Source organism: Falsihalocynthiibacter sp. BN13B15 (genome assembly GCF_041205415.1).
In the GTDB taxonomy this organism is placed as follows: Bacteria; Pseudomonadota; Alphaproteobacteria; order Rhodobacterales; family Rhodobacteraceae; genus Falsihalocynthiibacter; species Falsihalocynthiibacter arcticus.
On sequence record NZ_JBGFCE010000021.1, the window covers coordinates 1 to 25,359 of the forward strand.

Here is a 25,359-nt window from a genome sequence, read left to right on the forward strand (position 1 = left end):
CCCACCCACCAAGACCCGCAACCCCTTTTTATGAAAAAGTCATAAAAACTTCAAAAGGCTCACGTTTCCTCAGTAAAAGGCAGAAAAATGGTGCAAAAAATCACGGACCAACACCCGAATTTTAGACAACCACGGCAAGAAATCCAACCAAAACACTCCAAATCAACAGTTATCCACAGACTCAAGGTGTGGCTTCGCGGAATTGTCACGAATCCGAAAGGCCTGTCGACATACCCAAACCTGACCGCGCGATTATCCCTTGCCAATCCCAAGGCAAAAAGCGACCTTTCCCGCAAATCATTATACGGCCAGATATTTTCGGGAGAACTCCGTGCATCACTTCCCTCTAAGGGCACCCCTTACCAACCTCTTATTCCGAGCGGCTCTTATAGGAGCGGTTCTTGCTTTCAGCGCACACTCTATACGCGCGCAAACTATTCCCGAATTTGTTGGCACCCAAACTTGTGCCACCTGTCATGAATCCGCCGCCGAGGAATGGGAGGGATCGCACCATGCTTTGGCGTGGACCGAGCCCAATGCCCAAACCATTCTGGGGGACTTCTCGGATGTGACCTTTACACACCAAGGCGTTGCCACGCATTTCTACCGCAATGACGACATCTATATGATCGATACCGAAGGCCCCGACGGGGAGATGACAACCTATCCCGTTGCTGGCGTCGTTGGCATCACACCGTTGCAGCAGTATTTGATCGAAACCAAGCCCGGAACCCTACAGTCGTTTGACATTGCATGGGATGTAGTGGGGCAAACATGGTTCCACTTATATCCGACACAGGATTTACCAGCGGGTGACGGATACCATTGGAGCGGTCCCTATAAGAACTGGAACGCACGGTGCGCAGAATGCCACGCAACCGGTTTTGAAAAGAACTATTCCTCCGAAACCAAAACCTATGCCAGCACGCAGGCAGAAATTGGGGTTGGGTGCGAGAGTTGTCACGGCCCGGGCGAGGCACATGTCAAATGGGCAGAGCCGGATTCAGATTTCGACATGGCGGACTGGAGCAAAATCGATGCGACGGGCTTTACCATCGACCTCTCTGAAGGGGGCGAGATTGAAGTGCAACAATGCGCGACCTGTCATTCCCGTCGCGAGCCGTTTGGCGATGGCAACCCCCTGCCCGGCACCGGATTTCATGACGCTTATCGGCTGAGTCCGTTGCGCGAGACACTCTATCATGCCGACGGGCAGATTTTGGACGAGGTCTATGTCTATGGCTCCTTCCTCCAATCCAAGATGAACGCCAAGGGTGTGACCTGTACGAATTGCCACAATCCACATACCGCGGAATTGAAAGCGGAGGGCAACGCCGTTTGCACACAATGTCACTCCGAGGCGGGCAATCCTGATTTCGTGTCCCTCCCCCTCAAAACATATGACGATCCATCCCATACCTTTCACCCCGAAGGCAGCGATGGCGCGCAGTGTAAAAACTGTCATATGATTGAGCGCACCTACATGGGTGTCGACGGACGCCGCGATCACTCGTTCCGTATTCCCCGCCCCGACCTTACCTATGGTATCGAAACGCCGAATGCGTGCAACGATTGTCACGACGACAAATCCGCCAAATGGGCCGCCGAAACGCTTGAGACATGGTTCCCCGATAGTGAACACCGCACACGTCATTACGGGCAAACCTTCGCGTCCGCCCGCCTCAATCCAACCGGAAATGTTTTAAACCTGATCGAGATTGCCGAATATCAATCGCTCCCCGCCATCGTGCGGGCCTCGGCACTAGAGATTTTGGCGAGCATATCAGACCCAGAAATAGCAAGCCGCCTCGAACCCCTACTAGAAGACAGTGACCCGCTCGTACGCGAAGGCGCCATTTCAGTTCAAAGGGGTGCGCCCGAAACCGAACGCTCGGTACGCCTTGTAGGGATGCTTGCGGATCCCGTCAAATCGGTCCGCATCGCTGCCGCGCGCAACTTCTTGGGGATGCGGATCGCGCGAATGCCCGACCGAATGACTGACGATCTGAACAATGCTATGGGCGAATGGGAAGACTCCCTCGCCGTAAAGTCCGACTTCCCTGAAGCTCAATTGGTGTTGGGGGGCATTGGCCTCACGACCCGCAATATGGATGCTGCTTTGGCCGCATTCGAGGAAGCCGTTGCGCTTGATCCGCAACAAACACAGGCTTGGGGGATGGTTATTCGCATCCATGCCGCCCTTGAGGATTACCCCGCAGCCCTTGAGGCGGCAAATCGGGCTGTTGAAAACGTCCCGAACGACACATTTCTTCGCCAGCTACAATCAGACCTCAGCAACAGGGAGTAGGGAGGGATATTTCCTTCAAAACAATCTAGCGAAATGCGTCCAAAAAAGTGTAGTGTTTGACTGCAACCTCAACACATCCGCGGATTCATTTTAGCTATGCATTTGAGGACAAAAGAGAATTTCAAGTTATCATCCACCTTACTTATAGGGAGAATGAGATGTATAAACCTATAGGCCCCTTTATTTTTGGGCGAATGGTCGGCGCAAGTGCAGCTCTTGCCCGTTCCGTGGGCGCCGTTATTGCCGCAGACAACACAATCGTTCACTATTCTACAGATAACGGCGTTCACATGAACACGTGGCTAGATGCCAGCATGACGCCTTTCTTGGGCGAAAAGAACACCGACTGGGAAGGTGGCTGGCGCGTTCCTTCGATAGTTCGCTGGCCCAGTGAGATCGAAGCAGGTTCGGTTCGCACCGAAATTATGCACCACATGGATTGGTTACCAACGTTCCTTGCAGCGGCTGGAAGATCGTTTTCCTTGAGCAAAAAGCATACACGGCCCTTCGCGCACGGATCGAACCTTGGACAGAGTTGTGTGTTCCTTTGATATTTAACCTGCCTCGCAACCCATATGAGCGTTCTTATCGCACATCCAATACCTCCTATGATTGGTTGGAACATTTTTTGAGACCGTCAAAGGATGCCCTCCTCGTCAGAAAGCGGCGTCGTTCTCTCTTGAGCGCGTAATGGACCGACTTACCGAAATTTCAGGTAGCAACTAAACCTGAAAACTGCTCCAGTCTAATGGGGACCTCTTGTGGCGCCACTGATATCAAATCTCAGGCGCCACAAATTTGAAATGAACTTTTTCACTTAGGACATTCCGCGATGAGCACCTTTGAGCAGATTGAAGACCTCAGGACCCGTATGGGCAATTCCATTATTGGTCAAAAGGCTGTCGTAGAACGCCTGATTATCGGCCTGCTGGCAGATGGGAACTTACTGATCGAAGGCCTCCCAGGACTGGCCAAGACGCGCGCGGTAAAAGCGATGGCGAATAACCTTGAAGCCGAGTTTGGCCGCATCCAGTTCACACCTGACCTGCTGCCTTCAGACGTCACGGGCACCGAAGTCTATCACCAAACCAAAGACGGTGCGGAATTTCGCTTTGAGCAAGGTCCGATTTTCGCCAACATCGTTCTCGCTGACGAGATCAACCGCGCCCCCGCCAAGGTGCAAGCCGCTCTCCTCGAAGCGATGGAAGAACGCCAAGTAACGGTCGCGGGCACAACCCATAAAATGCCCCCGTTGTTTATTGTTATGGCGACGCAAAACCCGATTGAACAAGACGGAACCTACCCCCTCCCCGAGGCGCAAATGGATCGCTTTATGATGCATGTGCGCGTCGATTACCCGCCGGTTGAGGATGAAGTCGAAGTGATCCGCCTTGTGCGCCGCGAGGAACAAGCCAAAAACCAGCCCAAAAGCAAAGCAGCAAACGCGCCCAAAGCCATCCCGCAATCCGCCATTTTCGACGCCCGCAGCGAAATCGCGCAAATCCACGTTTCCGATGCAATGGAACGCTATATGGCGGACCTAGTTTACGCGACCCGAACACCCGCCGCGTTGAGCGAAGATTTGGCGCGTTGGATCGAAATCGGCGCAAGCCCTCGCGCCTCGCTCGCCCTCGATAAATGTGGCCGCGCCCATGCGTGGCTTTCTCAACGTGATTATGTCGACCCCGCAGATGTGCGAGCCGTCGCCCATGACGTGCTGCGCCACCGCATTGCGTTGAGTTATGAAGCGCAGGGCGAGGGGATCACCCCCGACATGGTGATTGATACGATAATCTCGCTCGTGGCATTGCCGTAAGGGGTTGTAATGACAGAGCAACTTGATCCTCGGATACATGTTGATGCCGCTCATCTTCGGGCGCTTGCGACCCGTGCGCGCGGGATTTCCTTTCTCCCCGCCCAACCTTCGAAAAGTATTCTCAACGGTCAACATGCGTCTAAACTCAAGGGACGCGGCCTCAACTTTGAAGAATTGCGCCACTATTCCGTTGGCGACGATGTGCGTACAATTGACTGGAAAGTCACCGCCCGCACCGGCGAACCCTATGTGCGGGTCTATACGGAAGAGCGCGACCATTCGGTTTTGCTGATCGTTGATCAACGCATGTCGATGTTTTTCGGCAGCAAACACAACATGAAATCCGTCACCGCCGCCGAGGCCGCCGCCCTCGCCGCGCAAGCCATCCATGCCAAGGCCGACCGTGTTGGCGGTATTGTCTTCAACGACACCGAAATGACCGAACTCCGCCCGAAAGCAAACGCCAAAGCCCTGAGCCAATTCATCGCCACGCTCGCAAAAGCGAACTGTGCGCTCCACGCTAAGGGGCCCTCGATTGACACGATGTCGCTGAATGAGCCCCTCAAAGCGGCCTGCCGTCTTGCCAAAACCAACGGGCAGGTTCTGATTTTTAGTGATTTTGACGGAATGAACGAACAGACATTTAAACTGCTGCGCACCCTTTCCCAGAAAAACGATGTGATCCTTTTCTCAATTTCTGATCCGTTTTCAAAAGCGCTCCCCGAAGGTATCGAAATCGTTGTATCAGATGGAGAAATCCAAGGCCTGCTTAAAACCAACGAAGCACAAACCCGAATGAAACTGCTGGAGTTCACCACGGGGCGTTTGGCAGAATTGATGACCTTCGCGCATAAATTTGGCCTGCCAGTCTTGCCCTTAACTTGCTCCCAAGACACCCTGCCGCAACTCCTTAAGTTGTTGGGGAAAAGGCAGGGTCCAAAATGAGCGATGACCTTTCCACGATGAGCCTGTCCGAGCTTTACGACGAATTCATTCCGCCTGCTGCTCCCGCGGATATCTCTATGTTCCCCCAAACGGTCGGTTGGATTTGGCTGGGCATTGCACTTTGCGCGACCCTTGGATTTCTACTAAATCTTTGGCTCGAATACCGACGCGAAAATGCCTATCGGCGCGCGGCTATCGGCGCCCTCAAACGCGCGGGCGATGATCCCGCTGCCCTTGCAAATGTCCTGCGCAAAACGGCACTGGCGGCCTTCCCAAGGCAAGATGTGGCAGGCTTGATCGGTGACAGCTGGCTCGCCTTTCTCGATAGCACCGCAGGAAAACCACTTTTCACCGACACCGCTGCGGGCACAGCCCTGATCCACGCGCCCTATCAATCCACGCACATGCCCAGCGACCTCCCCGCACGCGCCAAAGAATGGGTGACCTCTCATAAAGTGCAAAAAAGAGGAGGGGCATAATGCTATCTTTCGCCCTGCCCCTTGCGTTTCTCCTGCTCCCAATCCCTCTGCTGGTTTGGAAATTCGCGCCACCCTATCAGGAACGCTCCTCCGCCTTACGAGTGCCATTCTTTCGCTCGATGGCACAAGCCGTCGATATGCCCCATTCCAGCGGTGCCATTGTCCGCAGCCATACAAAACTGCAGTTTATGGCCAGTGCGCTCGTTTGGGTTTTGATGGTGATCGGCCTTGCCCAGCCCGAAAAACTCGGGGATCCCATCACGATTGAAACCTCCGCGCGCGACGTCGTCCTTGCCGTCGATATTTCGGGATCGATGGATGAACGCGACCTCATTGGCTCTGACGGAAAACCGCTGCAACGTCTGGATGCCGTAAAGCAAGTTGTCGGTGATTTCATTGCTGAACGGCAAGGTGACCGCATTGCGCTCATCGTTTTTGGCAGCAACGCCTATTTGCAAGTCCCGTTCACCGAAGACCTCGAAACGGCGGCGGAAATTTTAAACCAAACACAAGTCGGCATGGCCGGGCCACATACGGCCATCGGCGATGCAATTGGCCTCGCTCTGAACACGTTTCAGGGCAGAGATGTTGACCAAAAACTCGTCATTCTCCTTAGCGACGGCGCCGACACAAACAGCCGTATGAGCCCAATCAACGCCGCCGATATTGCTGCACGTCAGGGCGTTTCGATTTACACAATCGGCATCGGCAAAGAAGACGGCGAAGGCGAAGCGCGAGTGGATACCGACGCTCTCATCCAAATCGCAGATCGCGCGAATGGCCAGTTTTATTTTGCCGACGACTCCGAGGGGTTGCGCGAAATATACGACACCATTGATGCGTTGAATCCGCGTGTCATCGACAGTGCAGAGTTCCAACCGCGCGAACCGCTTTCACATATACCTTTCGGGGTTGCTCTCTGCCTTACCCTTTCTGCCCTCCTTTGGTTGGTGTTCACAGCGAAACGAAAGCAGAAAAATGCTTGAGGTCTTTCACTTTTTCCGCCCCGAATGGCTCTTATTGCTGCCCGTCATCGTCGGCTTGTGGTGGATCATTCGCCCCAAGAAAAAGTCCGATCAAGCCCTCACCGAGGGGCTCGCGCCGCATTTGGCCCAAGCCCTGTTGATCGGCGCCAACGAAGACCGCCGTTTTTATCCAATCGACACACTGGCCCTCGCGCTTGCCTTGCTCACCCTTGCGGTCGCGGGCCCAACTTGGAGCCGCATGCCAAACCCTCTTTTGGCGCAAACCGCCCCGCTTGTCGTCGCGCTTCAGGTAACTCCGTCGATGGAAGAAACCGATGTGCAACCTTCTCGCCTCCAACGCGCAGGTTTCAAGATCATCGACTTGGTAAAACAACGTTCGGGGGCGCAAACTGCCCTGATTGCCTACGCGGGTTCCGCCCATCGCGTGGCGCCCCTCACCCAAGACCCAAATATCATAAGCTCCTACCTGCAAGGCCTTTCGGCAGCCACTATGCCCAAGGAAGGCGACCAAGCGGATGAGGCTCTAACGCTGGCGTTAACGGAACTTTCTCGCGCAGAAACGCCTGGCGCGATCCTTTTTGTGTTGGACGATTTTAACCCCGCAAATCTGACCGCATTCACCGAAAACGCCGACGAACGCGCGCCCGTTGTTTTCCTTATCGCTGGGCCAGAAACACTCAAAATACCGCAATTAGAGTCTATTCCCAACAGCGATGTCGTCCACATGAGCGTCGACGATTCCGATATTAAGCAAATTGAGCGCACTGTACTTTCGGCCTATCGCAAAGCCCTTCTCGAAGACGAAACCCAAGCGTGGAATGATCGCGGATGGATTTTGGCGTGGCCCGTTGCCCTCCTAATTTTACTCACATTTCGTCGCGGCTGGACGATGCAATGGGCGATAGTCTTGTTGCTCATGCTGCCCTTCCCGCGCAGCGCACAGGCCGACGTGATTAAAGATTGGTTTTTCACTTCGGACCAGCAGGGTCAAATGGCCTATGCGAACAAAGATTTTACAGAGGCCGCGACCCATTTCCAAGACCCCGCATGGCGGGCCTATACGCTCTTTATTAGTGGGCAATATGAGGAAGCAACAGAAGCCTATTCCCGAATTGAAACGTCCGACGGCGCTTTGGGCGAGGGGATGGCGCTGCTGCGAAATCGAAAATATCGCGACGGTGTTCGGGCTTTTGAAAAGGCGCTCGAACGCGACCCTACCAATGAAGCGGCGCAACACAATTTGATCGTCGCCCAAGCCATCGTGGCCTATGTGGAAAGCACCCAATCGCAATCGGACACTGGCGAAGAGGCGGGCATTGGGGCAGACGAAACGATTTTTGACAACGAGAGCGGCTTGGGCGCAGAAACACAGATCGAACGCGGCGAAGAAGCCGCAGCATCCTTAACGGATGAACAATGGATGCGCAGCGTTGACACGGATGTGAGCGATTTTCTACGTACGAGATTTATGCTTGAAACGTCAGAGGGGAACCCATGATGCGCACGCTCCTTGCTGGTTTTCTCGCGCTCCTTTTCTTGGCATTCCAAAGCGCGGCTTTCGCACAGACCCCAACAATCACGACCGAATTTTCAGAAGAAGCCGTCACCGTCGGGCAACCCTTCGTGCTGCGCGTAACGGTTCTTGTGCCAACACACATGCCGAAACCACCGATATTTCCGAGCTTTGAGACCGAAAATATGATTGTTCGCCTGCCCGAGCGATCCACTACTCCGACCAGCAAGGTCATCGATGGCACTACGTGGTCGGGCATCACGCGGTCCTATCGGATGTACCCAATGGTCGCCGGACAAATGCAAATTCCCGCCCAAAGTGTCACCCTTTTCTATGTGTCCCCTGAAACCAATCAAGACGTCACCTTTGAGGGGAAAACACCCGAACTGACAATAAACGCCACGCTGCCCAAAGGCGCTGAAGGCCTCAACCCGCCGCTCCTTGCGCAGGGCCTGACCGTAACGCAGTCCCTCACGCCGCAAGAAGGCCCCATCGCGGTGGGCGACTCGATTGAGCGCAAAATCATTGTCAAAATTGATGGCACTTCCCCCCTCTTCATACCGCCCTTCTTGGGGTCCGAAGAAATCGAGGGGGTCGCTATTTACCCGCAAGACCCCAAGGTGACCGAGACTTCCAACCGCGGTGTCATGTCCGGAACGCGAGAGGAACGCGTGGTTTACATTGCGCAAACTGCGGGCACGGCCGTTCTTCCGGACCTGTCGCTTGAGTGGTTTAATCTCAAAACCAACTCCATCGAAACACTCGACCTTCCGGGCCTGTCAGTGGCCATAACCCAACCCAATATTGTCGAACGATCATTGGACAAAAACTTGATCGGAACGCTTATTGTTGCCCCGCTTCTCGCTTTGCTTCTCTGGTTGCTTTGGGCCCGATTTGCCCGCGCTCGCTTTCAGAGGATCAGGCATCGTTTACGGGCGAATTATAACAACTCGCCCCACGCAGCCTTTCGGAGCGCGCGGAAGGCTGCTCAAGCATACGATCTCACGCGCCTACTTTCCCTAGTGGACAACCTCGAACAGAGTGATGCCTTAGAGGCCGCCTTGCACAACTTAACCCACGCACGTTACGGGACCACAGCCGCGCCCGAATCTGAGATTGATCGCCACTGGACCGAGATTGCGCACCACTTGAAAAAGGCGCAACCGCGCGTTTCAATTGGGGCTATTTTGGGACTAAAACGCCAGCCCCGCCGCGCGTTTGGGCACGATCTCGGCAACCAAGGTTCCTAAGCTTTCTTTCACGGCCCCTGTTGATTTCCTGCCCGTATGTGGCTTATCTACGGCGCTCAAAGCGCCCTCTTCTCTAAACTTGCAAAGTGATTTCCAAATGACCCCAACTTACCTAGTCACCCATTCCGGTGGTTTCCATGCGGATGAATTGCTCTCAAGTGTGATTTTGACGCGGATCTTTCCCGAAGCCGAAATTATGCGCAGTCGCGCGCCCGAATGGATTACCCCAAGCGAAGACAAAATTATTTATGATGTGGGTGGCTCCTACAATGCTGAACTTCGGATTTTTGACCACCACCAACGCGATGCCCCCTTGCGGGACGACGAACAACCCTACAGCTCTTTTGGCCTGATTTGGAAGCATTACGGGCGCGATTATTTGATGGCTTCGGGCGTGCCTGAAGCGGATTTGGATTTGGTTTTTGCCTCGTTTGACAAGGGCTTTGTTTTGCCAATCGATTTGGTGGACAACGGAGCGCTTAGCCCGTCCATCGCGGGGCCGCTCGCGGGACTTACGCTCTCAGCATTGCTCGAAACGCTCAAACCTGTGTTTGATGTGACGGGTCAAGACGCCGAAACCGAAGCCTTCCACACGGCGCTTAATGTGGCCCGTGTTTTTGTAGAGGCTCGGATCGCCAGAAGCGCCGCCAAACTGCGCGCAGAGACTGTTGTTCATACCGCCATCGTCGCCGCGGGCGAGAGCAAGATTCTGGAACTGCCCATGGGCATGCCTTACCGCTCCGCAGTGAAAAAGGCGGGGGCTGATCACCTTTTGTATGTTGTGAACCCACGCGGCAAAGACTGGTCGTTGATGGGTATCCGCCTTAACGATGAGGGCTTTGAATTGCGGGCCGATTTGCCTGCGTCATGGGCGGGCCTCACCAATGCGGACCTTGAAGCCGCCTCCGGTGTTGCTGGCGCAACTTTTTGCCACAACGGCCGTTTCATCGCCGCCGCACAAACGCGCGAAGCAATGCTTGCAATGGCGGAAATCGCCGTGAAAGAAGCGCAGTTAGCCCCGACAGAAGCCTAAGTTACGCAGCCACCACCCGTGCACGACTGCGCACTGTGATCCAAAGCGCGGCAACAATCGCAAGGTTGATGCCGCCCGCGATGGCCGCATTCGCATAGGTCCAATGGTAGCTGCCCGTCAGGTCAAAAAAGTATCCGCCCTGCCAGCCACCAAGCCCGTGCCCCGCATAAGCGAACGCCATAATGATCCCAAGGGAAGACGCGCGGCGGGCGGGTGCCGTATGATTGCGAGTGGTGACAATGATGGTTGTCATTACGCCCGCATAGCCAAATCCGTAAATCATCGCGTAGAGATAAAACACATCCAAACGGTCGATAAACACAAATCCAAGCACCAGCACGGTCTGCCATGCAGACGCGAGAAAGTAGGAGGGGATCGCACCGATAAGGTCGGTCAGTTTGCCAAACGCGAGGCGGCCAAGTATCGCGACCATCAGCATAACAAACAGAACGCTACCCGCTTGAGGGGCTTCAAATCCGCGCCCTTGGATGAGGGGAACAAGGTGCATCAGGGGGACGGCCATACAAGTGCAACAGAAAATCACCGCCAAGGAAATCCACGCGGTAATCACACTATTTGGTAAGCCGGACGGAGTCTCGTCAGAGAGTTTGGCACTATGCGCAATCACGGGTGGGTCGCGCAGGAACAGGCCAAGCGGCAACAAAACGGCCAAGGTAATCAACCCTTGTGCCATCATTGCCCCGCGCCAGCCCAGCGCCTCAATCAAAAACGCTCCCGAAAACGGCACGCCGCCTTGCCCCAGCGCTTGCCCTGCCGACGCCAACCCAATTGCCAATCCCGCGCCGACCACAAACCAATTCCCGACAAGTGCCATAAGCGGTGCGGAAATTGCCCCGCCGCCCAGCGCCCCCGCCAAGAAAAAGAGCAAATAGAATTGCCAAAGTGCCGTGGCACCCGAGGCAACGGTAATCGCAATCCCCGTCGCGGCAATGCCAAAGAGCACAACCTTGCGGATGCCATAACGTTCGGCAGCATAGCCCATAAGGATCGAGCCAACCCCAAGCCCCAAAAGCCCACACGTGTTGATCAAAGCGATGTCGCCACGGCTCCAGCCTTCGGTCGCGCCGATGGGCACGAAATACACAGACAACCCATTCACAAGCTGGCCCATCGTCACCGCAAGGATCACCATCGACACGCCCAAAATGACCCACCGATAAAGGGGGCTCTGATCGAATTTTGTTGGATTTTCCATGCGTGTGCCTCCCTGAAGCGAAGCCTATCATCGCAGAGGCGCCTAGTAGGTACAATTGCCGAATACCGACATTCGTCTTGCAAGGGTCCTCAGCGATTAGAAAGTCAAAAATCACCGCATTTTTGAAAATTGACGTTAATAAATCAATTCAAAGGGGTTTCTTGGCATAAGTGTCGACCAGAAAGCCGCACAATCAACTATCGGTTGAAATAGTTTCTAGAATTGTTGATTTTTGTTTGCCCCTAATCGGGATAATAGCGTCTCCTTGAAAAAAACCGTGAAAAGGAAGTATTCGAATGGATCACACAGAGAATACTCCAGATCTAAACCCGTCAAAAGCTGCACAAAAGCAAGCGCGCGTTGTTGAGAAATTCGTGGGTGTTATGTTGTGGGTGACGCTCTTCGGGTTTGTGGTAATGGTTCTTCGGTTCTATCAGTACGGATGGGGCGTTGTGCCTGCAATCCAAACGTTGTTGGCAATGCTTTTTGTAGCCGCATTGCTACTTCGCAAACGCTTTCCAATGCTAAACGTTTTTGCGCTTGCGATTGCCGTTCTTATTGGACTTAGCCTTCTGGGTGTCGTCCGGTTTGGCCTAGCGGCACCAACCTTGTCCTTTTTGGCGGTCCTACCGATTGTCGTGACTGTGGTTTGGGGTGTTCGCCCTGGTTTTTTAACGCTTGCGGCAGCCATGGGTGGCACTTTCGCCATATCACGTCTCTATTTAAATGGCGGCCAACTTCCCATAATTGACATAGCGACCTACCATGAAAATCCCGTCAATTGGTTCGGATTTATTTTCATTTCAGTTGTAAGTTCCCTTCTGGGAATATTGGTTGCCGGGTTTCGTCTCAACTATTGGAGGGAAACAAACGCAGAATTGGTCGCAGAAACAAAGCGTCGCATGGCGAGCGATCTTAAAAGAGGCGTGGCCGAGCAATGGTTGGAGTCTGTGGCCGAAGCAGTACCCGGCGTGATTTTTGAACTCGAACTCGATAATGAACGCAAAGGCACAATACGGCACATAAGCCCCGGATGTTTTGAATTGTGGGGCATGCATGGGCACGAAATTGAACATGACATGGATAGTTTCCGTAAAATTTTCACACCAGAACACACGCAGGAGTTTCGAGATGCCATTTTTAGTTCCGAAACTACAGGAAAGGCTTGGACTGGACGGTGGAAGGCACGCACGCCACAAGGCGAGGAAAAATGGATCCATGTAAGCGGCCGCCCCCATTTGAATAAAATGGGTCTAACAACGTGGTATTGTATTGCATTGGATGTATCGAATGAGGTGCGCGCGGAACAAGAAGCTCGCCGGCAAACAGAAATTGCGCAACAGGCGGAGCGGCAAAAAAGTATCGGGCAACTGACGGGGGGCGTTGCGCATGATTTCAACAATATCCTTGCGATCATAATGGGCAACTTGGAGATAATGCTGGAGGATTTGCAGCAGGACGATTTGCGCGAAATGATCGAAAACTGCCTTGAAGCGACGGAGCGGGGCGGCGAACTTACGCAAAGTATGTTGGCCTTTGCCCGTAAAGCGCCCCTTGATCCCACGGTTCTTGATATCAACGATGTTACACGCAGCGCGCGCAATTGGATTGGCCGCACGCTGCCGGAAAACATTGAGGTCGAAACCTCCTTGCTAGCGGGGCTTTGGCCCGTTGAGGCAGACAAAAGCACAACCATCAGCGCCCTACTTAACCTCATTCTAAATGCGCGCGATGCGATGCCGGAAGGTGGAAAACTAACGATTGAAACCGCGAATGTGCGGATTGATCAAGACTACATAAGCGCTAAAGATCAAGACCTTCGACCTGGCCGCTATGTGATGCTGGCGGTGAGTGATACGGGGGTCGGCATTTCGAGCGCCACATTGGAGAATATTTTCGACCCGTTCTTTACGACGAAAGGTCCAGGCGAGGGGTCTGGCATGGGATTGCCAATGGTTCAGGGATTTATCAAGCAATCGGGTGGTTCAATTCAGGTCTATTCCGAACCCGGTGTCGGGACGACATTCAAGCTCTATTTCCACGCATTAGGGTCGGATAGTGTCCGGCCAGAGAAGCCCAGAATTGAGATTTCTGCAGACCAAAAGGCGAAAGCACATATCCTTGTGGCGGAAGATGAAAAAGGGGTCCGCGAGAATATTTGCGAATTGCTAGAACGGGAAGGCTTTCAGGTAACGGCCGCCGAAAATGGCGATGAGGCCTTTAAAATATTCGTGAACAAACCTACCTTTGACCTGCTCTTGACGGATATTGTCATGCCCGGAAACCTTCAGGGCACCACCCTCGCAAAAGCATTGCGCGGAGACTACCCCAATCTTTCCGTCGTTTTCATGACGGGTTATGCCAGCGAGGCCGCCGTCCACGGCAACGGGTTGCGCGCCGAAGATTTTCGCCTGAGTAAACCTGTGCGCCGAAAAGATCTGGTGAAAGCCGTCACGGACTCCCTCAATTTTGGCACCTCGAAACTTCAGTAACCCCATTCTCAAAACCCCTTTTGGGGTGCGGATCGTCACCGCTATGCGGCAATCTGCGCTTTGCTAAATCATTGCAGTCCACTTTAGTTTGGGAAAGCGGACTGCTTGAAGGGTTGAAAATTCGACTTTAGACTCGTTCCAAACTTGAAGCGGCTCGCGGCCTGTATCAACGGGGGAGTATGGCTTTTTTCGGGAAAGATATTCTTATGATCTCAAATCGCCTCAACGTCGTCCTTTTGGCAATCGCGCTTGTCGGCCTGCTTGCTGGTCTCGGACTTTTGGTGGCAGATTTCACCGAGCTGGCCACCTACACATGGACAGTTGGAGTGCTTCCGGTTCTTGCCGCCCTTGTCATCGAGATAGCCCGTAGTCTGCGAAAAGGCGAAGTTGGACTTGATATCGTTGCTGCGCTGTCAATGGCTGCGGCCCTTGTTTTTGGGGAGACTCTCGCCGCTGCCGTCGTGGCCTTGATGTATTCGGGTGGAACCTATCTCGAAAGTTTTGCCGAAGGACGGGCGCGGCGCGAGATGAGCAATCTGTTGTCGCGCGTGCCACGAACCGCAACACGGCATCGCAACGGCGCGTTGGACGAGGTGCCGCTGGACGATATCAAACCCAACGATTTGCTCCTGATCCGGCAGGGAGATATTGCCCCCGTCGATGGGACATTAGAGAGCGATCGCGCGATGCTCGATCAATCCGCTTTGACGGGCGAAGCCATGCCTGTGCGTCTTGCGCGCGGCGACGATATCATGAGCGGTTCAACCAATTCCGGCGAGGCCTATGACTTGCGCGCGACTCTCCCCGCCGCACAGAGTACCTATGCTGGGATCGTTCGATTGGTCGAAGCCGCGCAGAAATCAAAAGCGCCGATGGCACGATTGGCAGACCGCTATTCGCTGCTTTTTCTGGTGGTGACTGTCGTGGTGGCAACTGCAGCATGGTGGTTCACCGGCGATCCAATCCGTGCCGTGGCCGTGCTGGTTGTGGCGACGCCTTGCCCTTTAATTTTGGCAGTACCTGTTGCCTTAGTGGCGGGATTGTCGCGCGCCGCTCATTACGGCGCCCTGATCAAGGGTGCCAAACCACTGGAAGCTTTGGCGGGCATTCAAACGCTGATCCTCGACAAAACAGGCACGCTCACTGATGGCCGCCCACAGATTGTGTCGATCCAAAGCCATGGCGCTTTCTCGGAAGACGAAATTCTCTATTTTGCGGCGGCTTTGGATCAAGGGTCCAAACACCCCATCGCGCAGGCAATCGTCGCCGCAGCGCAGGCGCGCGATATTGTTTTGCCGATCCCGCGGGATATCGTCGAGACACCCGGCGATGGTGTTCGCGGTACGGTTGACGGGCGGCGCGTTCTTGTTGGCGGGTTAAACTTTGTGATGGAGCAAGTGGGAGCATCAAGTTCTAGCGCGGCCACTCAAGAACCGGGCGCTATCCTTGTGGCCCTTGCTGTGGACGGACAATTGGCGGGTCATTTGGTGATGGCCGATGCTTTGAGATCGGGCACTTCCGAGCTTTTGACAGGGCTTCGTCGGACGGGCATCAAACGTATCCTGCTCGCAACGGGCGACCGGCGCGCCGTTGCTGAAGCAGTAACCGAGGGGTTGGGCTTTGACGCGGTTTGCTCCGATTTGACGCCCGATCAAAAGGTTCGTCTGGTTTTGTCAGAGCGCGAAAACGGACCGGTGATGATGGTTGGTGACGGCGTGAACGACGCGCCAGCTCTTGCGGCGGCGAACATTGGCGTGGCGATGGGGGTGCGCGGAACGGCGGCCTCCGCCGAGGCGGCAGACATGGTGCTTCTTGTTGACCGCCTGAGTCCCCTGCTTTCAGGAATCGAGGTGGCGCAGGGCGCGCGGCGGATTGCATTGGAAAGTGTGATTGCGGGGATTGGCCTTTCCTTTGCGGGGATGATCGCCGCGGCCTTTGGATACCTTTCGCCTGTGCAGGGCGCGTTGTTTCAGGAAGTAATTGACGTCGCGGTTATTCTGAACGCACTTCGTGCCTTGAGGATCAAACCACGAGAAACTACCTTGGCCGCAATTCAAGACGTTACGCGCCCCAAATCGTAAGAGCAAAAAGGCCAACCCAAATGAGCATTTCAAGACACGACGAAGAACATTTTGTGCATCGCATTGGCTGGCTCCGTGCCGCCGTCATGGGGGCGAATGACGGCCTTGTTTCAACGGCCAGCCTGATTATCGGGGTTGCAACGGCGGGGTCTGGCCACCCCGAAATTCTGATCGCGGGCTTCGCGGGCCTCGTCGCGGGTGCGATGTCTATGGCGGCGGGCGAGTATGTGTCTGTCAGTTCGCAATCAGATGCAGAGCAGGCTGACATCGCGCGGGAAGCCAAAGAGTTGGTGGAAGCACCCGAAGCCGAACTTGAAGAATTGGCCCGTATCTATGTCGAGCGTGGTTTGGATGAAGATTTGGCGCGCCAAGTTGCCATCCAACTCACCGAAAAAGACGCCCTTGGCGCGCATGTTCGGGACGAACTCGGTATTTCCGATATGGTTGCTGCGCGTCCTCTTCAAGCTGCAGTTGTGTCAGCGGTGACGTTCGCCATCGGTGCGGGTGCTCCCTTGATTGTCGCCGCATTAGTGCCAGTGTCTCAGGTGCCAATCGCTGTTGGACTTGCAACGCTTGTCGCTCTTGCGACGCTGGGTGGACTTGGCGCGTCCGTCGGAGGGGCTGGGATCGTGAAAGGCGCCTTGCGTGTGATCTTCTGGGGCACACTCGCCATGGTCGCAACTGCTGCTGCTGGATTGATTTTCGGCGTCGCTTTGTAGCGGTTCAGCTATCAATACACCCCACAAAATTTGGGCAGTACCACCCTTGGTGCTGCCCGATTACGTACTCAGGCCAAAAATTGCCCCCCTGTTAAGGCGGTGTCAGGCTCCCTATATAGATCCGACGAACACATCATTCCCATATCTATGTGCGAAAGGACAAGCTTGTGACCAAATTTGAGTTTCCCCGATTTCCAACGCGGCATGGCTATATGTCCGAAAAAATCCAAAGGGATTACATCACCTCCGCGATCACCAAAAAGGTGCTTCCGCCCGACGCACACAGACTTCCCCAGATCGTCTCGCTTACGGCAGCAAATGATGTCTCAAAGCCGGTTCAATTCTGGCAGTTGTATTCCGTGTTGGGGCAGGATCGGATCGTCAATATCGTTGCTGATTTTTACGAGCGTGTCTTTGCGGACGAAGCATGGTTTACCTCGGTTTTTGCCCGCGTTGGCGGCATTGACCACCACATAAATACTCAAGCGGCGATGTGGATTGATGTGATGGGCGGCGGCCCCTTCTATCACGGTGCGGAATTCCGGCTGAACTTTCATCACACGCATAATGCGATTCAACTAATGAATGACAAAGGGGCTGAGCGCTGGTCAAAACTGATGCTGGAGTCCCTCGACGCCTCGGCAAAACACATGACCGATGACCCAAGAGTTCGGCCAAGTATCAACACGTTCCTCACCCATTTTATGGGCAAATATGCACAGGAGTTTGCCTTTGAAAACCGCAGCGTATTTGGCGAGACAAACCCTCCGGTCAAGCGCAAGATCAATTTCCTGAAAATGACCACCGAGGCGATTAAGGAATTGAGCGAGACTGAACTTGTCGAAGCACTGGAGGAGCGGGGCGTCGATGCCTCAAAGTATCTTGGCAAAGACGATCTCGTGAACAAGGCGCTAATGCTTTAATCAACGCATATTTGGTTACTTTCGGGGGGCCTAACGCGCAAGTTCTGGGTGCGCAAAGGCCTCGGGGTAGGTCATCGGACGAAACGGCCCCAGCGGCACCACATTGTTCCATGACCGTCCAAAATATCCTTGGCGACAATGCACCAGCGCACTGCTGTCCGCGACACCTTGAAGTGCATAGACACGGCATAGCCAACGCCAAAGATGCGGGTAGTCCAAAATCATGGCCCCGTTCAACTTCATCCGCAGATAGTACACAGGGTCATGGCGAAAAAGGGTCGGGAACAGGCGCAGATCAGCTTCCGTAAAGGTTTCACCTGTCAGGTAGGGGCGATTGTCTGCTGCGAGGTGCTGCTCTAACACGCCCAGCGCCTCAAAGTAATTCACGAAGGCCGTGGCGTAGACGTCTTGGCTCGAAGAGAAACCCGCCTTGTAGGCTCCGTTGTTGATATTAACGTAGATTTGGTGGTTTAGACGGTCGATCTCATCACACAGGGGCGCGTTGTCCGTCGGGTACAAATCCGGACGGTCAGCATCGGACAGTGTACTGCCAAGTTTCCCTGCGTACCTATTGAGCATCCGTATAATCTCGGCACTTTCATTTGCCACAATGCGCTTGGTTTTCTTGTCGTAAAGGATCGGCACACTGGTTTCTGATGCGCCCTCCGCTTCGTAGATTTGCTTTACCAAACGAAACTGCCGTCCCGTTGCGGTTTCTGAGGTGCATTCAGGAAGCGGCGCGCCCGTGAGCGTTGCGATCCGTTGCGGATTAAACTCCCAAAGGCTGGCCGCGACGGGATCGTCCTCTAAGGTGCGGTTAGGAAAAGCCACGTCCATGGTGATGCTATTTTGGAGGCCAAGGACGTTTCTTGCGAGGGTCACGCGGTGGCACCATGGGCAATTGAGCGCGACGAAAAGGTGGTAGCGGTTTGGCTCGGCGGGAAAGTCAGGATCCTCCTCCAGAACGCTTCGAAAGCCACTTACTCCACGAACAAATTCGCCCTTTAAGCGACGCGCAACAGCGTCTGACTGCGATTCCTCGACGGAAGTATTGAGGGAGGTGTCTTTGGAGGGGGTTTTGGGCGGTGCCATGTAGGAAACTCACAATCAAAAAGAACGGGACGGAGTACATCCGTGTGACTTCATCCTAACTTCGCAGTCTCCAAATTGCTATGCCCCAAGCTGCACTCATCAACGGGTAAACTATAGATCACAGTCGCGCTACGCTCCCTAGGAATTCTTCCCGTCATACCGTCGCGAAATTTGCCGAACTTCTTGATTTTACTTGTTGTCGCTGGCAATTTGCATCGCGTCGATCAGCTTTGTCCGTCAACTTATCGGCCTTGGCTGTCAGTTTGAACAGCGGTTCGTATTCCGCATCGTTCAAACCCGTCAGCGCGTCAGAGCAAATGTCAAAGGCTTCATTCCACTGAAGGATCATCGGCAGGGTTTTCTTTAGATCTTGCGTTTGAGAAGGTAGACCCCATATCCCGCCAACCGGCCTCCCGAGGTTAGGATCATAAACAAAGTCCGGTGCAGAAATTCCAGACCCTTCAAAGATGGTTGGCACCACGTCAATCGCGTGGATGAACTGTTCGCGCATGCCACCTCATTTGGGGTACTTAAAGGACTGCCCTTGGTGCTGGTTCCGTTGTGGTCTTTGCCAAACCATGATCTGGAATAGCTGTTGGTAAAGCGAAGGACGTAGGGCGCATCCTTGGACGGGCCCTACTGTAGTCTGGCGATTTAGCTCGATAAAACTGCCTCAAATATGCGCCACATTGAGTGCTCGACAAAGTTCCATTTCGGCAAAAAATTAAGGCCACTCAGCGCATTCTGCTGAACATTTAATCGAAAAAGGTATATCCAGACGCCGACAATATACGCAGCATTGCTATGATTGGGTAAGCGGCGCTAACGTTTAGGAATGACATCTAAAAGCCCCTGCTTCAACGAAATGCATTCGAACGCCACTGCGCGTAGCCCGTACAGCACATATGATAAATGGTTCAAAGACCAAGACGCAGATGGCCTGATGACAAAATCTCAAGAGGCGGAAGCATTCTTTCGCCGTGCGGGGATCACCTTCAATGTTTACGGTCAATCCGACGCAGAAGAACGCTTGATCCCGTTTGATTTGGTCCCGCGAATTTTGGACAATAAAGAATGGTCCAAACTTTCAAAAGGCATTGAACAACGCGTCTTTGCGATCAATGCCTTCCTGCACGACATTTATAATCGGCAGGAAATTCTGCGCGCGGGGATCATCCCGACCGAATTGATCGCCCAAAACGATGCGTTCTTGCCGCAGATGATTGATTTTAGCCCACCAGGGAATGTTTATACTCATATCACGGGGACCGATATCGTGCGCACGGGCGAGGATGATTTCTTTGTTCTTGAAGATAATGCGCGCACACCGTCCGGGGTCAGCTATATGCTGGAGAACCGCGAGACGATGTTGCAAATGTTCCCAGAGCTTTTCAGCACGATCAAAGTTCAGCAGGTCAGCGACTATCCCAAGAACCTGCGCCGCGCGCTCGAAGCCTCCGCACCCGCCTCCTGTTCAGGCAGGCCTTGTGTTGTGGTCCTCACACCCGGAATGCATAACTCAGCCTATTACGAGCATAGTTTCCTTGCGGACCAAATGGGCGTTGAACTGGTTGAGGGCCATGATTTGCGGGTTGTCGACGGGCATATCGCCATGCGCACGACGCGTGGCTATAAAGTGATCGATGTGATCTATCGCCGTGTGGATGACGAATATCTCGATCCGCTGACCTTCAATCCGAATTCCATGCTCGGGGTTCCCGGCATCATGGATATCTACCGCGCGGGAAATATTACAATCGCAAACGCCCCCGGAACGGGGGTGGCGGATGACAAGGCGATATACAGCTACATGCCTGATATTATTGAGTTCTATACTGGTGAGCGCGCGATTTTGAAAAACGTACTAACCCACCGATGCTCAGAGCCCGATACCTTAAAATATGTTCTGGAGAACCTTGCCGATTTGGTCGTCAAAGAGGTTCATGGCTCTGGGGGGTACGGAATGCTGGTCGGCCCCGCCGCGAGCAAACAAGAACTGGCTGATTTCGCAGAGAAGCTAAAAGCGCGTCCCGCCAATTATATCGCCCAGCCAACTTTGGCGCTCTCGACTGTGCCCATCTTCACCGATTCAGGCCTCGCACCGCGACACGTCGACTTGCGGCCCTTTGCCTTGATGTCCCCAAAAGGTGTGAGCATCACGGCCGGCGGTTTAACCCGCGTTGCCCTTCAAGAAGGCTCGTTGGTTGTGAATTCTTCACAAGGCGGCGGCACCAAAGACACATGGGTATTGGAAGACTAGATGTTAGGAAAAACCGCAGGTGGTCTCTATTGGATGTTCCGCTATTTGGAGCGCGCGGAGAATACAGCGCGCCTCATCGAAGCTGGATTCCGAATTGCCCTTACACGTTCAAATGATGCGGAGTCCGAGTGGAAATCCATCATTGTCAGCTCAGCAAATCAAGCGGCCTATGAAGCGCTCCATGATGGCTATGACAGCGCGCGCGTTACCGATTTTTTACTGCGCGAGGCAACGAATTCCAGTTCCGTCTTGTCGGCAATCAAATCCGCAAGGGACAATGCCCGCCTAACACGTACGGCCTTAACATCTGAGGTTTGGTTCGCAGTCAACGATACATGGATGCTACTTGCCAAGCTCTTAAAAGACCCAATCCCCGTCACCCAATTGTCCGGCGTTTTAGCTACTATTCGCCAGCAATCTGGACTGGTGCGCGGCGCCCTTTACGGGACCATGTTACGCAATGATATCTATAATTTTTGCCGCTTGGGTACTGCAATTGAGCGTATCGACGCGACCGCGCGGCTCATTGACGTGAAATACTATTCCTTGCTGCCCTCGCCTTCCTTTGTCGGTAGTAGAATGGACAATGTTCAGTGGGAAACGATCCTGCGGTCCGTATCCGCACACCGGTCTTTTCGCTGGGCAATAGACGATGATTTTACAGCCCCTGCGATTGCCAGCTTTTTGATCCTAGATCCCCGAATGCCACGTTCGCTCGCGTTCTGTGCGGGTGAACTCGTTGAAAACCTCAACGACCTTGGCGATCAATATAAAAGCCGCTTTGGGGCGCATGATTTGGCGGATGCCTTGCTTGCAAAAACAACAAAACGCGACATTTCCTCCATTTTCGACGAAGGGCTGCACGTTTTTGTCGGGAATATAATCAAAGATACATCTATACTCGCCCAGCAAATCGAAATCGATTACCGGTTCAGTGGATAAATGAAAATTAAAATCGCCCATAAAACGGAATATGTATACAGCACACCCGTGGTCTACGCGCTCCAAAAAGTGCGTTTGCGGCCGCTCAATTCAAGCCTGCAAGACGTTCTAAATTGGGACATCACCGTTACGGGTGGCAAGCACGAGACGCAGTATTTGGATCACTACCAAAACCATGTCGATTTATTCAGTATCGAGCCAGGCGCTCAGGCGCTATCTATTCGCGCTGAGGGCACTGTCCTGACCAAGCCCGAAAATGGCGTTTTGGGCATGGTTTATGGCCGCGCGCCCTTGTGGCATTTCAAACAACCCACGCCCCAGACCACACCCGGCGCAGCCATTCAAGCGATGGCGCAGGTCGTCAGCAACAACACGTCACAACTTGATGGTTTGCACGAACTTTCACGCGCGATTTTGACGGCTGTCACCTATCAATTTGGCGTCACAGAAACAAATACAACGGCGGAGGCCGCGTTAACGGGCGGTCGCGGTGTGTGCCAAGATCACGCGCAAATTTTCATTGCGGCTGCGCGGGTCGCGGGCATTCCCGCTCGCTACGTCAGTGGCTATTTGATGATGAACGATATTGTTGACCAAGACGCCACCCATGCTTGGGCGGAAGCCCATGTCGATGGATTAGGCTGGGTTGGTTTTGATATTTCGAACGGGATATCACCTGATGAACGCTATGTGCGTATTGCCACCGGCCGCGACGCGCGCGACGCCGCGCCCGTTGAAGGGTTACGGCAAGGTGCCGCCGATGAAACATTGATTGTATCTTTACAAGTCCAGCAATAGAGAGAGTGCTTAAACTCTCCTAAGGTGGAAAAGATGACATATTGCGTTGGTATGCGGCTGGAAAAAGGTCTCGTGTTCATGTCGGACACCCGTACCAGCGCGGGCTTGGACAATTTTGCTGTTAGCAAAAAGATGTTTACGTGGAACGTCCCGGGTGAGCGCTGCATTACCATCATGACTGCGGGCAATCTTGCGACGACTCAATCCTTGATTAGCTTGCTTGAAGAACGTTCAAAAACCGTTGAGGACCGTGACCCGAGCATCCTGCGGCAAGAAACGATGTTTCAGGTCGCGCGGCTTGTGGGCGCCACCTTGAAAGAGGTCATTGCAGATAGTTCTCCGGCGGGCCAAACCTCCGACGACCAATTTGGCGCATCCATTATTCTCGGCGGCCAAATCGGTGACGGCCAACCTACAATCTTTATGATCTACCCTGCGGGAAATTTTATCGAAATAACGGACGACACGCCGTTTTTTCAAATTGGCGAAACCAAATACGGTAAACCCATTCTGGTGCGCGCTTTTGATCCCAAAATGAGCTTCGAGGATTGCGTAAAACTCCTTTTGGTTTCCTTTGATTCCACCATCCAATCCAACCTATCCGTGGGATTGCCGCTGGACCTTCAGATTTACGAAACGGGTTCTTTTGATGGCAGCCGCCAAAAGCGGATCGATAGTGAGGATTTGGTGTATCAGGCCATTTCAACTGGTTGGGGTGACGCGCTCAAGGACGCTTTTCATTTATTGCCTAGCTACAAAGTATAGCTCGCTTCGCAATTAGCCTTCTTCTGCCAATCACTTAGTTGACCCCGTTTTTTCAGAACCCATGCTAAATAACGGGACTGCAAGCTATACTTGCTGGGCCCGTTCGGATAGTTTTTGCAAACCAATTGCATGTGCCCATTAAAGAAAACGATTTAGAATACTGGAGAATTACAATGAAACCGCTTATCCTTACATCTGCCAATGGCACACCCGCATCGAAATACTCCTTTGGAACAATGCAATTCGGCGGCAAAGCGGACAAGAAAGAGAGTCAGAAATTATTTGAAGCAAGTCGGAACGCTGGCTTGAATTTCTTTGATACGGCCTATGGTTATACGGGCGGTTTGTCCGAGACATATTTAGGTGAATTTACAGCCAAGGAACGCGACAACCTTGTTGTTGCCACCAAATGCGCTCCTGTAGCAGGAGCCGCCTCTACTTACATCCGCACCCAGCTGGACGAAAGCCGCAAACGTTTAAAGACGGATGTGATCGATGTTTTATATCTACACAAATGGGACGATAGCACCTCTCTAGAGGAAACATTTTCAACGCTTGCTGAGCTTCAGGAGCAAGGCTTGTTTCGCTATCTGGGGGTTTCGAATTTTTCTGCGTGGCAAACAATGAAAGCGGCCAATATCGCTGAAAAACACGGACTTCGCATCGATATACTTGAGCCGATGTACAACCTAGTGAAACGACAGGTCGAAGTAGAAATCCTGCCAATGGCCTCCAGCGAAGGCTTTAATGTTGCCCCATACTCGCCCCTTGGTGGTGGATTGCTCACGGGTAAATATTCCAATGGATTGGGTGGACGACTTGCCGAAAACAAAACGTATAACGCGCGATATAATAATGACTGGATGCACGAGACAGCACGCAAACTCTCCGAAATCGCGGGTAAAATAGACATCTCTGCGGCGACTCTTGCCGTTGCTTGGGTTGCACGTAATCCCGCCATCACCCATCCGATCATCAGCGCCCGTTCTGTCGAACAACTGGCCCCCTCCCTTGACGCAATCACCTATGAGTTGTCAGATGAATTGTACGACGAAATCAGTGCCGCCACCCGCGCACCTGCTCCCGCCACAGACCGCTCAGAGGATTCCTAGACGGGCCCAAAACTTATCCGAAAGCACCTTGTAGGCAAGGCCAATAACCGCAGTTTTATTTGCTTGCGCCATCACCTCAGAAAACTCGGCAAAACAGGCTATTGCGACGTGGCCGTACAAAAAGAAAATAGACTTAGAGCATGAAAATTTCCGTGGTTACAGCCGTCCACAATCGGCGACTTTCAATTGATGAGGCGGTTCAAAGCGTTCAGGACCAGTCATTTGAAAACTATGAACACGTGATCCAAGACGGCGGCTCTACGGATGGCACATTAGAGATAATTGACGCCATTTCAGACAGTCGAACCCGTCTAGAAAGCGGCCCAGATACGGGAATATACGATGCCATCAATCGGGGCATCGCGCGCAGTACTGGGGACGTCATCGGGCTCATGCATTCCGATGACGTTTTTGCCCACAATGACGTGCAAAGATGCCTGCCTGTCGAAACTGCGGCAAATGATCTGCGTGCTTGTTTATAGGAATTGTTGCCAAGGTGGCCTCGGTTGGTAATCCCCCCATTTTTAATGGGGTCCAGCCGTAGAATTTACGCGGCCATTTTCAGTTTCATGGCGGGTGTGATGCCGCCGATGCCCATGTTGGGTCGCTCGTTGTTGTATGTCCAGAGC

General features: G+C 53.4%; 21 protein-coding genes and 1 pseudogene. 19 read left to right on the plus strand and 3 right to left on the minus strand.

From position 1 onward, the window contains the following. Positions 1–331 precede the first annotated feature (331 nt). The 9 genes from AB9F26_RS20725 to AB9F26_RS20765 all read left to right on the plus strand — a co-directional run bounded on the left by AB9F26_RS20725 (position 332) and on the right by AB9F26_RS20765 (position 10,330). Positions 332–2,308 (plus strand): multiheme c-type cytochrome, encoded by a 1,977-nt coding sequence (locus AB9F26_RS20725; protein WP_369768977.1) that lies wholly within the window; start codon positions 332–334, stop codon positions 2,306–2,308. A gap of 158 nt (positions 2,309–2,466) precedes the next feature. Then, positions 2,467–2,859: a sulfatase-like hydrolase/transferase gene (locus tag AB9F26_RS20730; RefSeq protein ID WP_369768978.1), complete on the plus strand. Its 393-nt coding sequence runs from the start codon at positions 2,467–2,469 to the stop codon at positions 2,857–2,859. Positions 2,860–3,140: 281 nt separating this feature from the next. Beyond that, a complete protein-coding gene (locus AB9F26_RS20735) occupies positions 3,141–4,124 on the plus strand; it encodes a MoxR family ATPase (protein ID WP_062628170.1) in 984 nt (327 codons plus the stop codon). Between the two features lie 9 nt (positions 4,125–4,133). Continuing rightward, complete coding sequence (locus AB9F26_RS20740; protein ID WP_369768979.1) at positions 4,134–5,069, plus strand: DUF58 domain-containing protein; 936 nt, start codon at positions 4,134–4,136, stop codon at positions 5,067–5,069. Continuing rightward, positions 5,066–5,548, plus strand: coding sequence for a DUF4381 domain-containing protein (locus tag AB9F26_RS20745; protein ID WP_369768980.1), 483 nt, complete (start codon positions 5,066–5,068; stop codon positions 5,546–5,548). Before AB9F26_RS20740 ends, AB9F26_RS20745 begins: the two co-directional genes overlap by 4 nt. Continuing rightward, positions 5,548–6,534, plus strand: a complete 987-nt coding sequence (locus tag AB9F26_RS20750) for a VWA domain-containing protein (protein WP_369768981.1) — start codon at positions 5,548–5,550, stop codon at positions 6,532–6,534. The genes AB9F26_RS20745 and AB9F26_RS20750 overlap by 1 nt, the downstream gene beginning before the upstream one ends. Further along, on the plus strand, positions 6,527–8,032 hold the full coding sequence (locus AB9F26_RS20755) for a VWA domain-containing protein (protein WP_369768982.1): 1,506 nt from the start codon (positions 6,527–6,529) through the stop codon (positions 8,030–8,032). The genes AB9F26_RS20750 and AB9F26_RS20755 overlap by 8 nt, the downstream gene beginning before the upstream one ends. Beyond that, positions 8,029–9,297 carry a hypothetical protein gene (locus AB9F26_RS20760; protein ID WP_369768983.1) on the plus strand — a complete coding sequence of 423 codons (1,269 nt, stop codon included), beginning with the start codon at positions 8,029–8,031 and terminating at the stop codon, positions 9,295–9,297. The genes AB9F26_RS20755 and AB9F26_RS20760 overlap by 4 nt, the downstream gene beginning before the upstream one ends. A 97-nt stretch (positions 9,298–9,394) precedes the next feature. After that, positions 9,395–10,330: an MYG1 family protein gene (locus AB9F26_RS20765; protein ID WP_369768984.1), complete on the plus strand. Its 936-nt coding sequence runs from the start codon at positions 9,395–9,397 to the stop codon at positions 10,328–10,330. Position 10,331: 1 nt separating this feature from the next. Here the strand turns inward: AB9F26_RS20765 and AB9F26_RS20770 are convergent, their stop codons facing one another. Then, entirely contained in the window at positions 10,332–11,546 is a 1,215-nt protein-coding gene (locus AB9F26_RS20770) for an MFS transporter (RefSeq protein ID WP_369768985.1), read from the minus strand. A 296-nt stretch (positions 11,547–11,842) separates the two neighbouring features. Here AB9F26_RS20770 and AB9F26_RS20775 point away from each other — a divergent pair, with 296 nt between their 5' ends. From AB9F26_RS20775 to AB9F26_RS20790, 4 genes are all read left to right on the plus strand, one after another. Further along, on the plus strand, positions 11,843–14,038 hold the full coding sequence (locus tag AB9F26_RS20775; RefSeq protein WP_369768986.1) for a response regulator: 2,196 nt from the start codon (positions 11,843–11,845) through the stop codon (positions 14,036–14,038). Between the two features lie 206 nt (positions 14,039–14,244). Next, positions 14,245–16,119 carry a heavy metal translocating P-type ATPase gene (locus AB9F26_RS20780; RefSeq protein ID WP_335586451.1) on the plus strand — a complete coding sequence of 625 codons (1,875 nt, stop codon included), beginning with the start codon at positions 14,245–14,247 and terminating at the stop codon, positions 16,117–16,119. A gap of 20 nt (positions 16,120–16,139) precedes the next feature. Next, positions 16,140–16,838 (plus strand): VIT family protein, encoded by a 699-nt coding sequence (locus AB9F26_RS20785; RefSeq protein WP_369756780.1) that lies wholly within the window; start codon positions 16,140–16,142, stop codon positions 16,836–16,838. Between the two features lie 167 nt (positions 16,839–17,005). Next, positions 17,006–17,761, plus strand: a complete 756-nt coding sequence (locus AB9F26_RS20790) for a hypothetical protein (RefSeq protein WP_369768987.1) — start codon at positions 17,006–17,008, stop codon at positions 17,759–17,761. A gap of 30 nt (positions 17,762–17,791) precedes the next feature. On the opposite strand, the gene AB9F26_RS20795 is transcribed toward AB9F26_RS20790, so the two are convergent. Together AB9F26_RS20795 and AB9F26_RS20800 are read right to left on the minus strand one after the other, a co-directional pair. After that, positions 17,792–18,853 carry a glutathione S-transferase C-terminal domain-containing protein gene (locus AB9F26_RS20795; protein WP_369768988.1) on the minus strand — a complete coding sequence of 354 codons (1,062 nt, stop codon included), beginning with the start codon at positions 18,851–18,853 and terminating at the stop codon, positions 17,792–17,794. 154 nt (positions 18,854–19,007) lie between these two features. Next, positions 19,008–19,364: a hypothetical protein gene (locus tag AB9F26_RS20800; protein ID WP_369768989.1), complete on the minus strand. Its 357-nt coding sequence runs from the start codon at positions 19,362–19,364 to the stop codon at positions 19,008–19,010. Between the two features lie 324 nt (positions 19,365–19,688). On the opposite strand from AB9F26_RS20800, the gene AB9F26_RS20805 reads away from it, so the two are divergent. From AB9F26_RS20805 to AB9F26_RS20830, 6 genes and pseudogenes are all read left to right on the plus strand, one after another. Continuing rightward, on the plus strand, positions 19,689–21,113 hold the full coding sequence (locus tag AB9F26_RS20805) for a circularly permuted type 2 ATP-grasp protein (RefSeq protein ID WP_369768990.1): 1,425 nt from the start codon (positions 19,689–19,691) through the stop codon (positions 21,111–21,113). Next, entirely contained in the window at positions 21,114–22,055 is a 942-nt protein-coding gene (locus tag AB9F26_RS20810) for an alpha-E domain-containing protein (RefSeq protein WP_369768991.1), read from the plus strand. Continuing rightward, positions 22,056–22,853 carry a transglutaminase domain-containing protein gene (locus tag AB9F26_RS20815; RefSeq protein ID WP_369768992.1) on the plus strand — a complete coding sequence of 266 codons (798 nt, stop codon included), beginning with the start codon at positions 22,056–22,058 and terminating at the stop codon, positions 22,851–22,853. Between the two features lie 33 nt (positions 22,854–22,886). Next, positions 22,887–23,618 carry a peptidase gene (locus AB9F26_RS20820; RefSeq protein ID WP_335586443.1) on the plus strand — a complete coding sequence of 244 codons (732 nt, stop codon included), beginning with the start codon at positions 22,887–22,889 and terminating at the stop codon, positions 23,616–23,618. A gap of 173 nt (positions 23,619–23,791) precedes the next feature. Then, positions 23,792–24,730 carry an aldo/keto reductase gene (locus AB9F26_RS20825; protein ID WP_369768993.1) on the plus strand — a complete coding sequence of 313 codons (939 nt, stop codon included), beginning with the start codon at positions 23,792–23,794 and terminating at the stop codon, positions 24,728–24,730. A 140-nt stretch (positions 24,731–24,870) separates the two neighbouring features. Then, a pseudogene (locus tag AB9F26_RS20830) lies at positions 24,871–25,110 on the plus strand (glycosyltransferase); the annotation flags it as partial. Positions 25,111–25,359 lie beyond the last annotated feature (249 nt).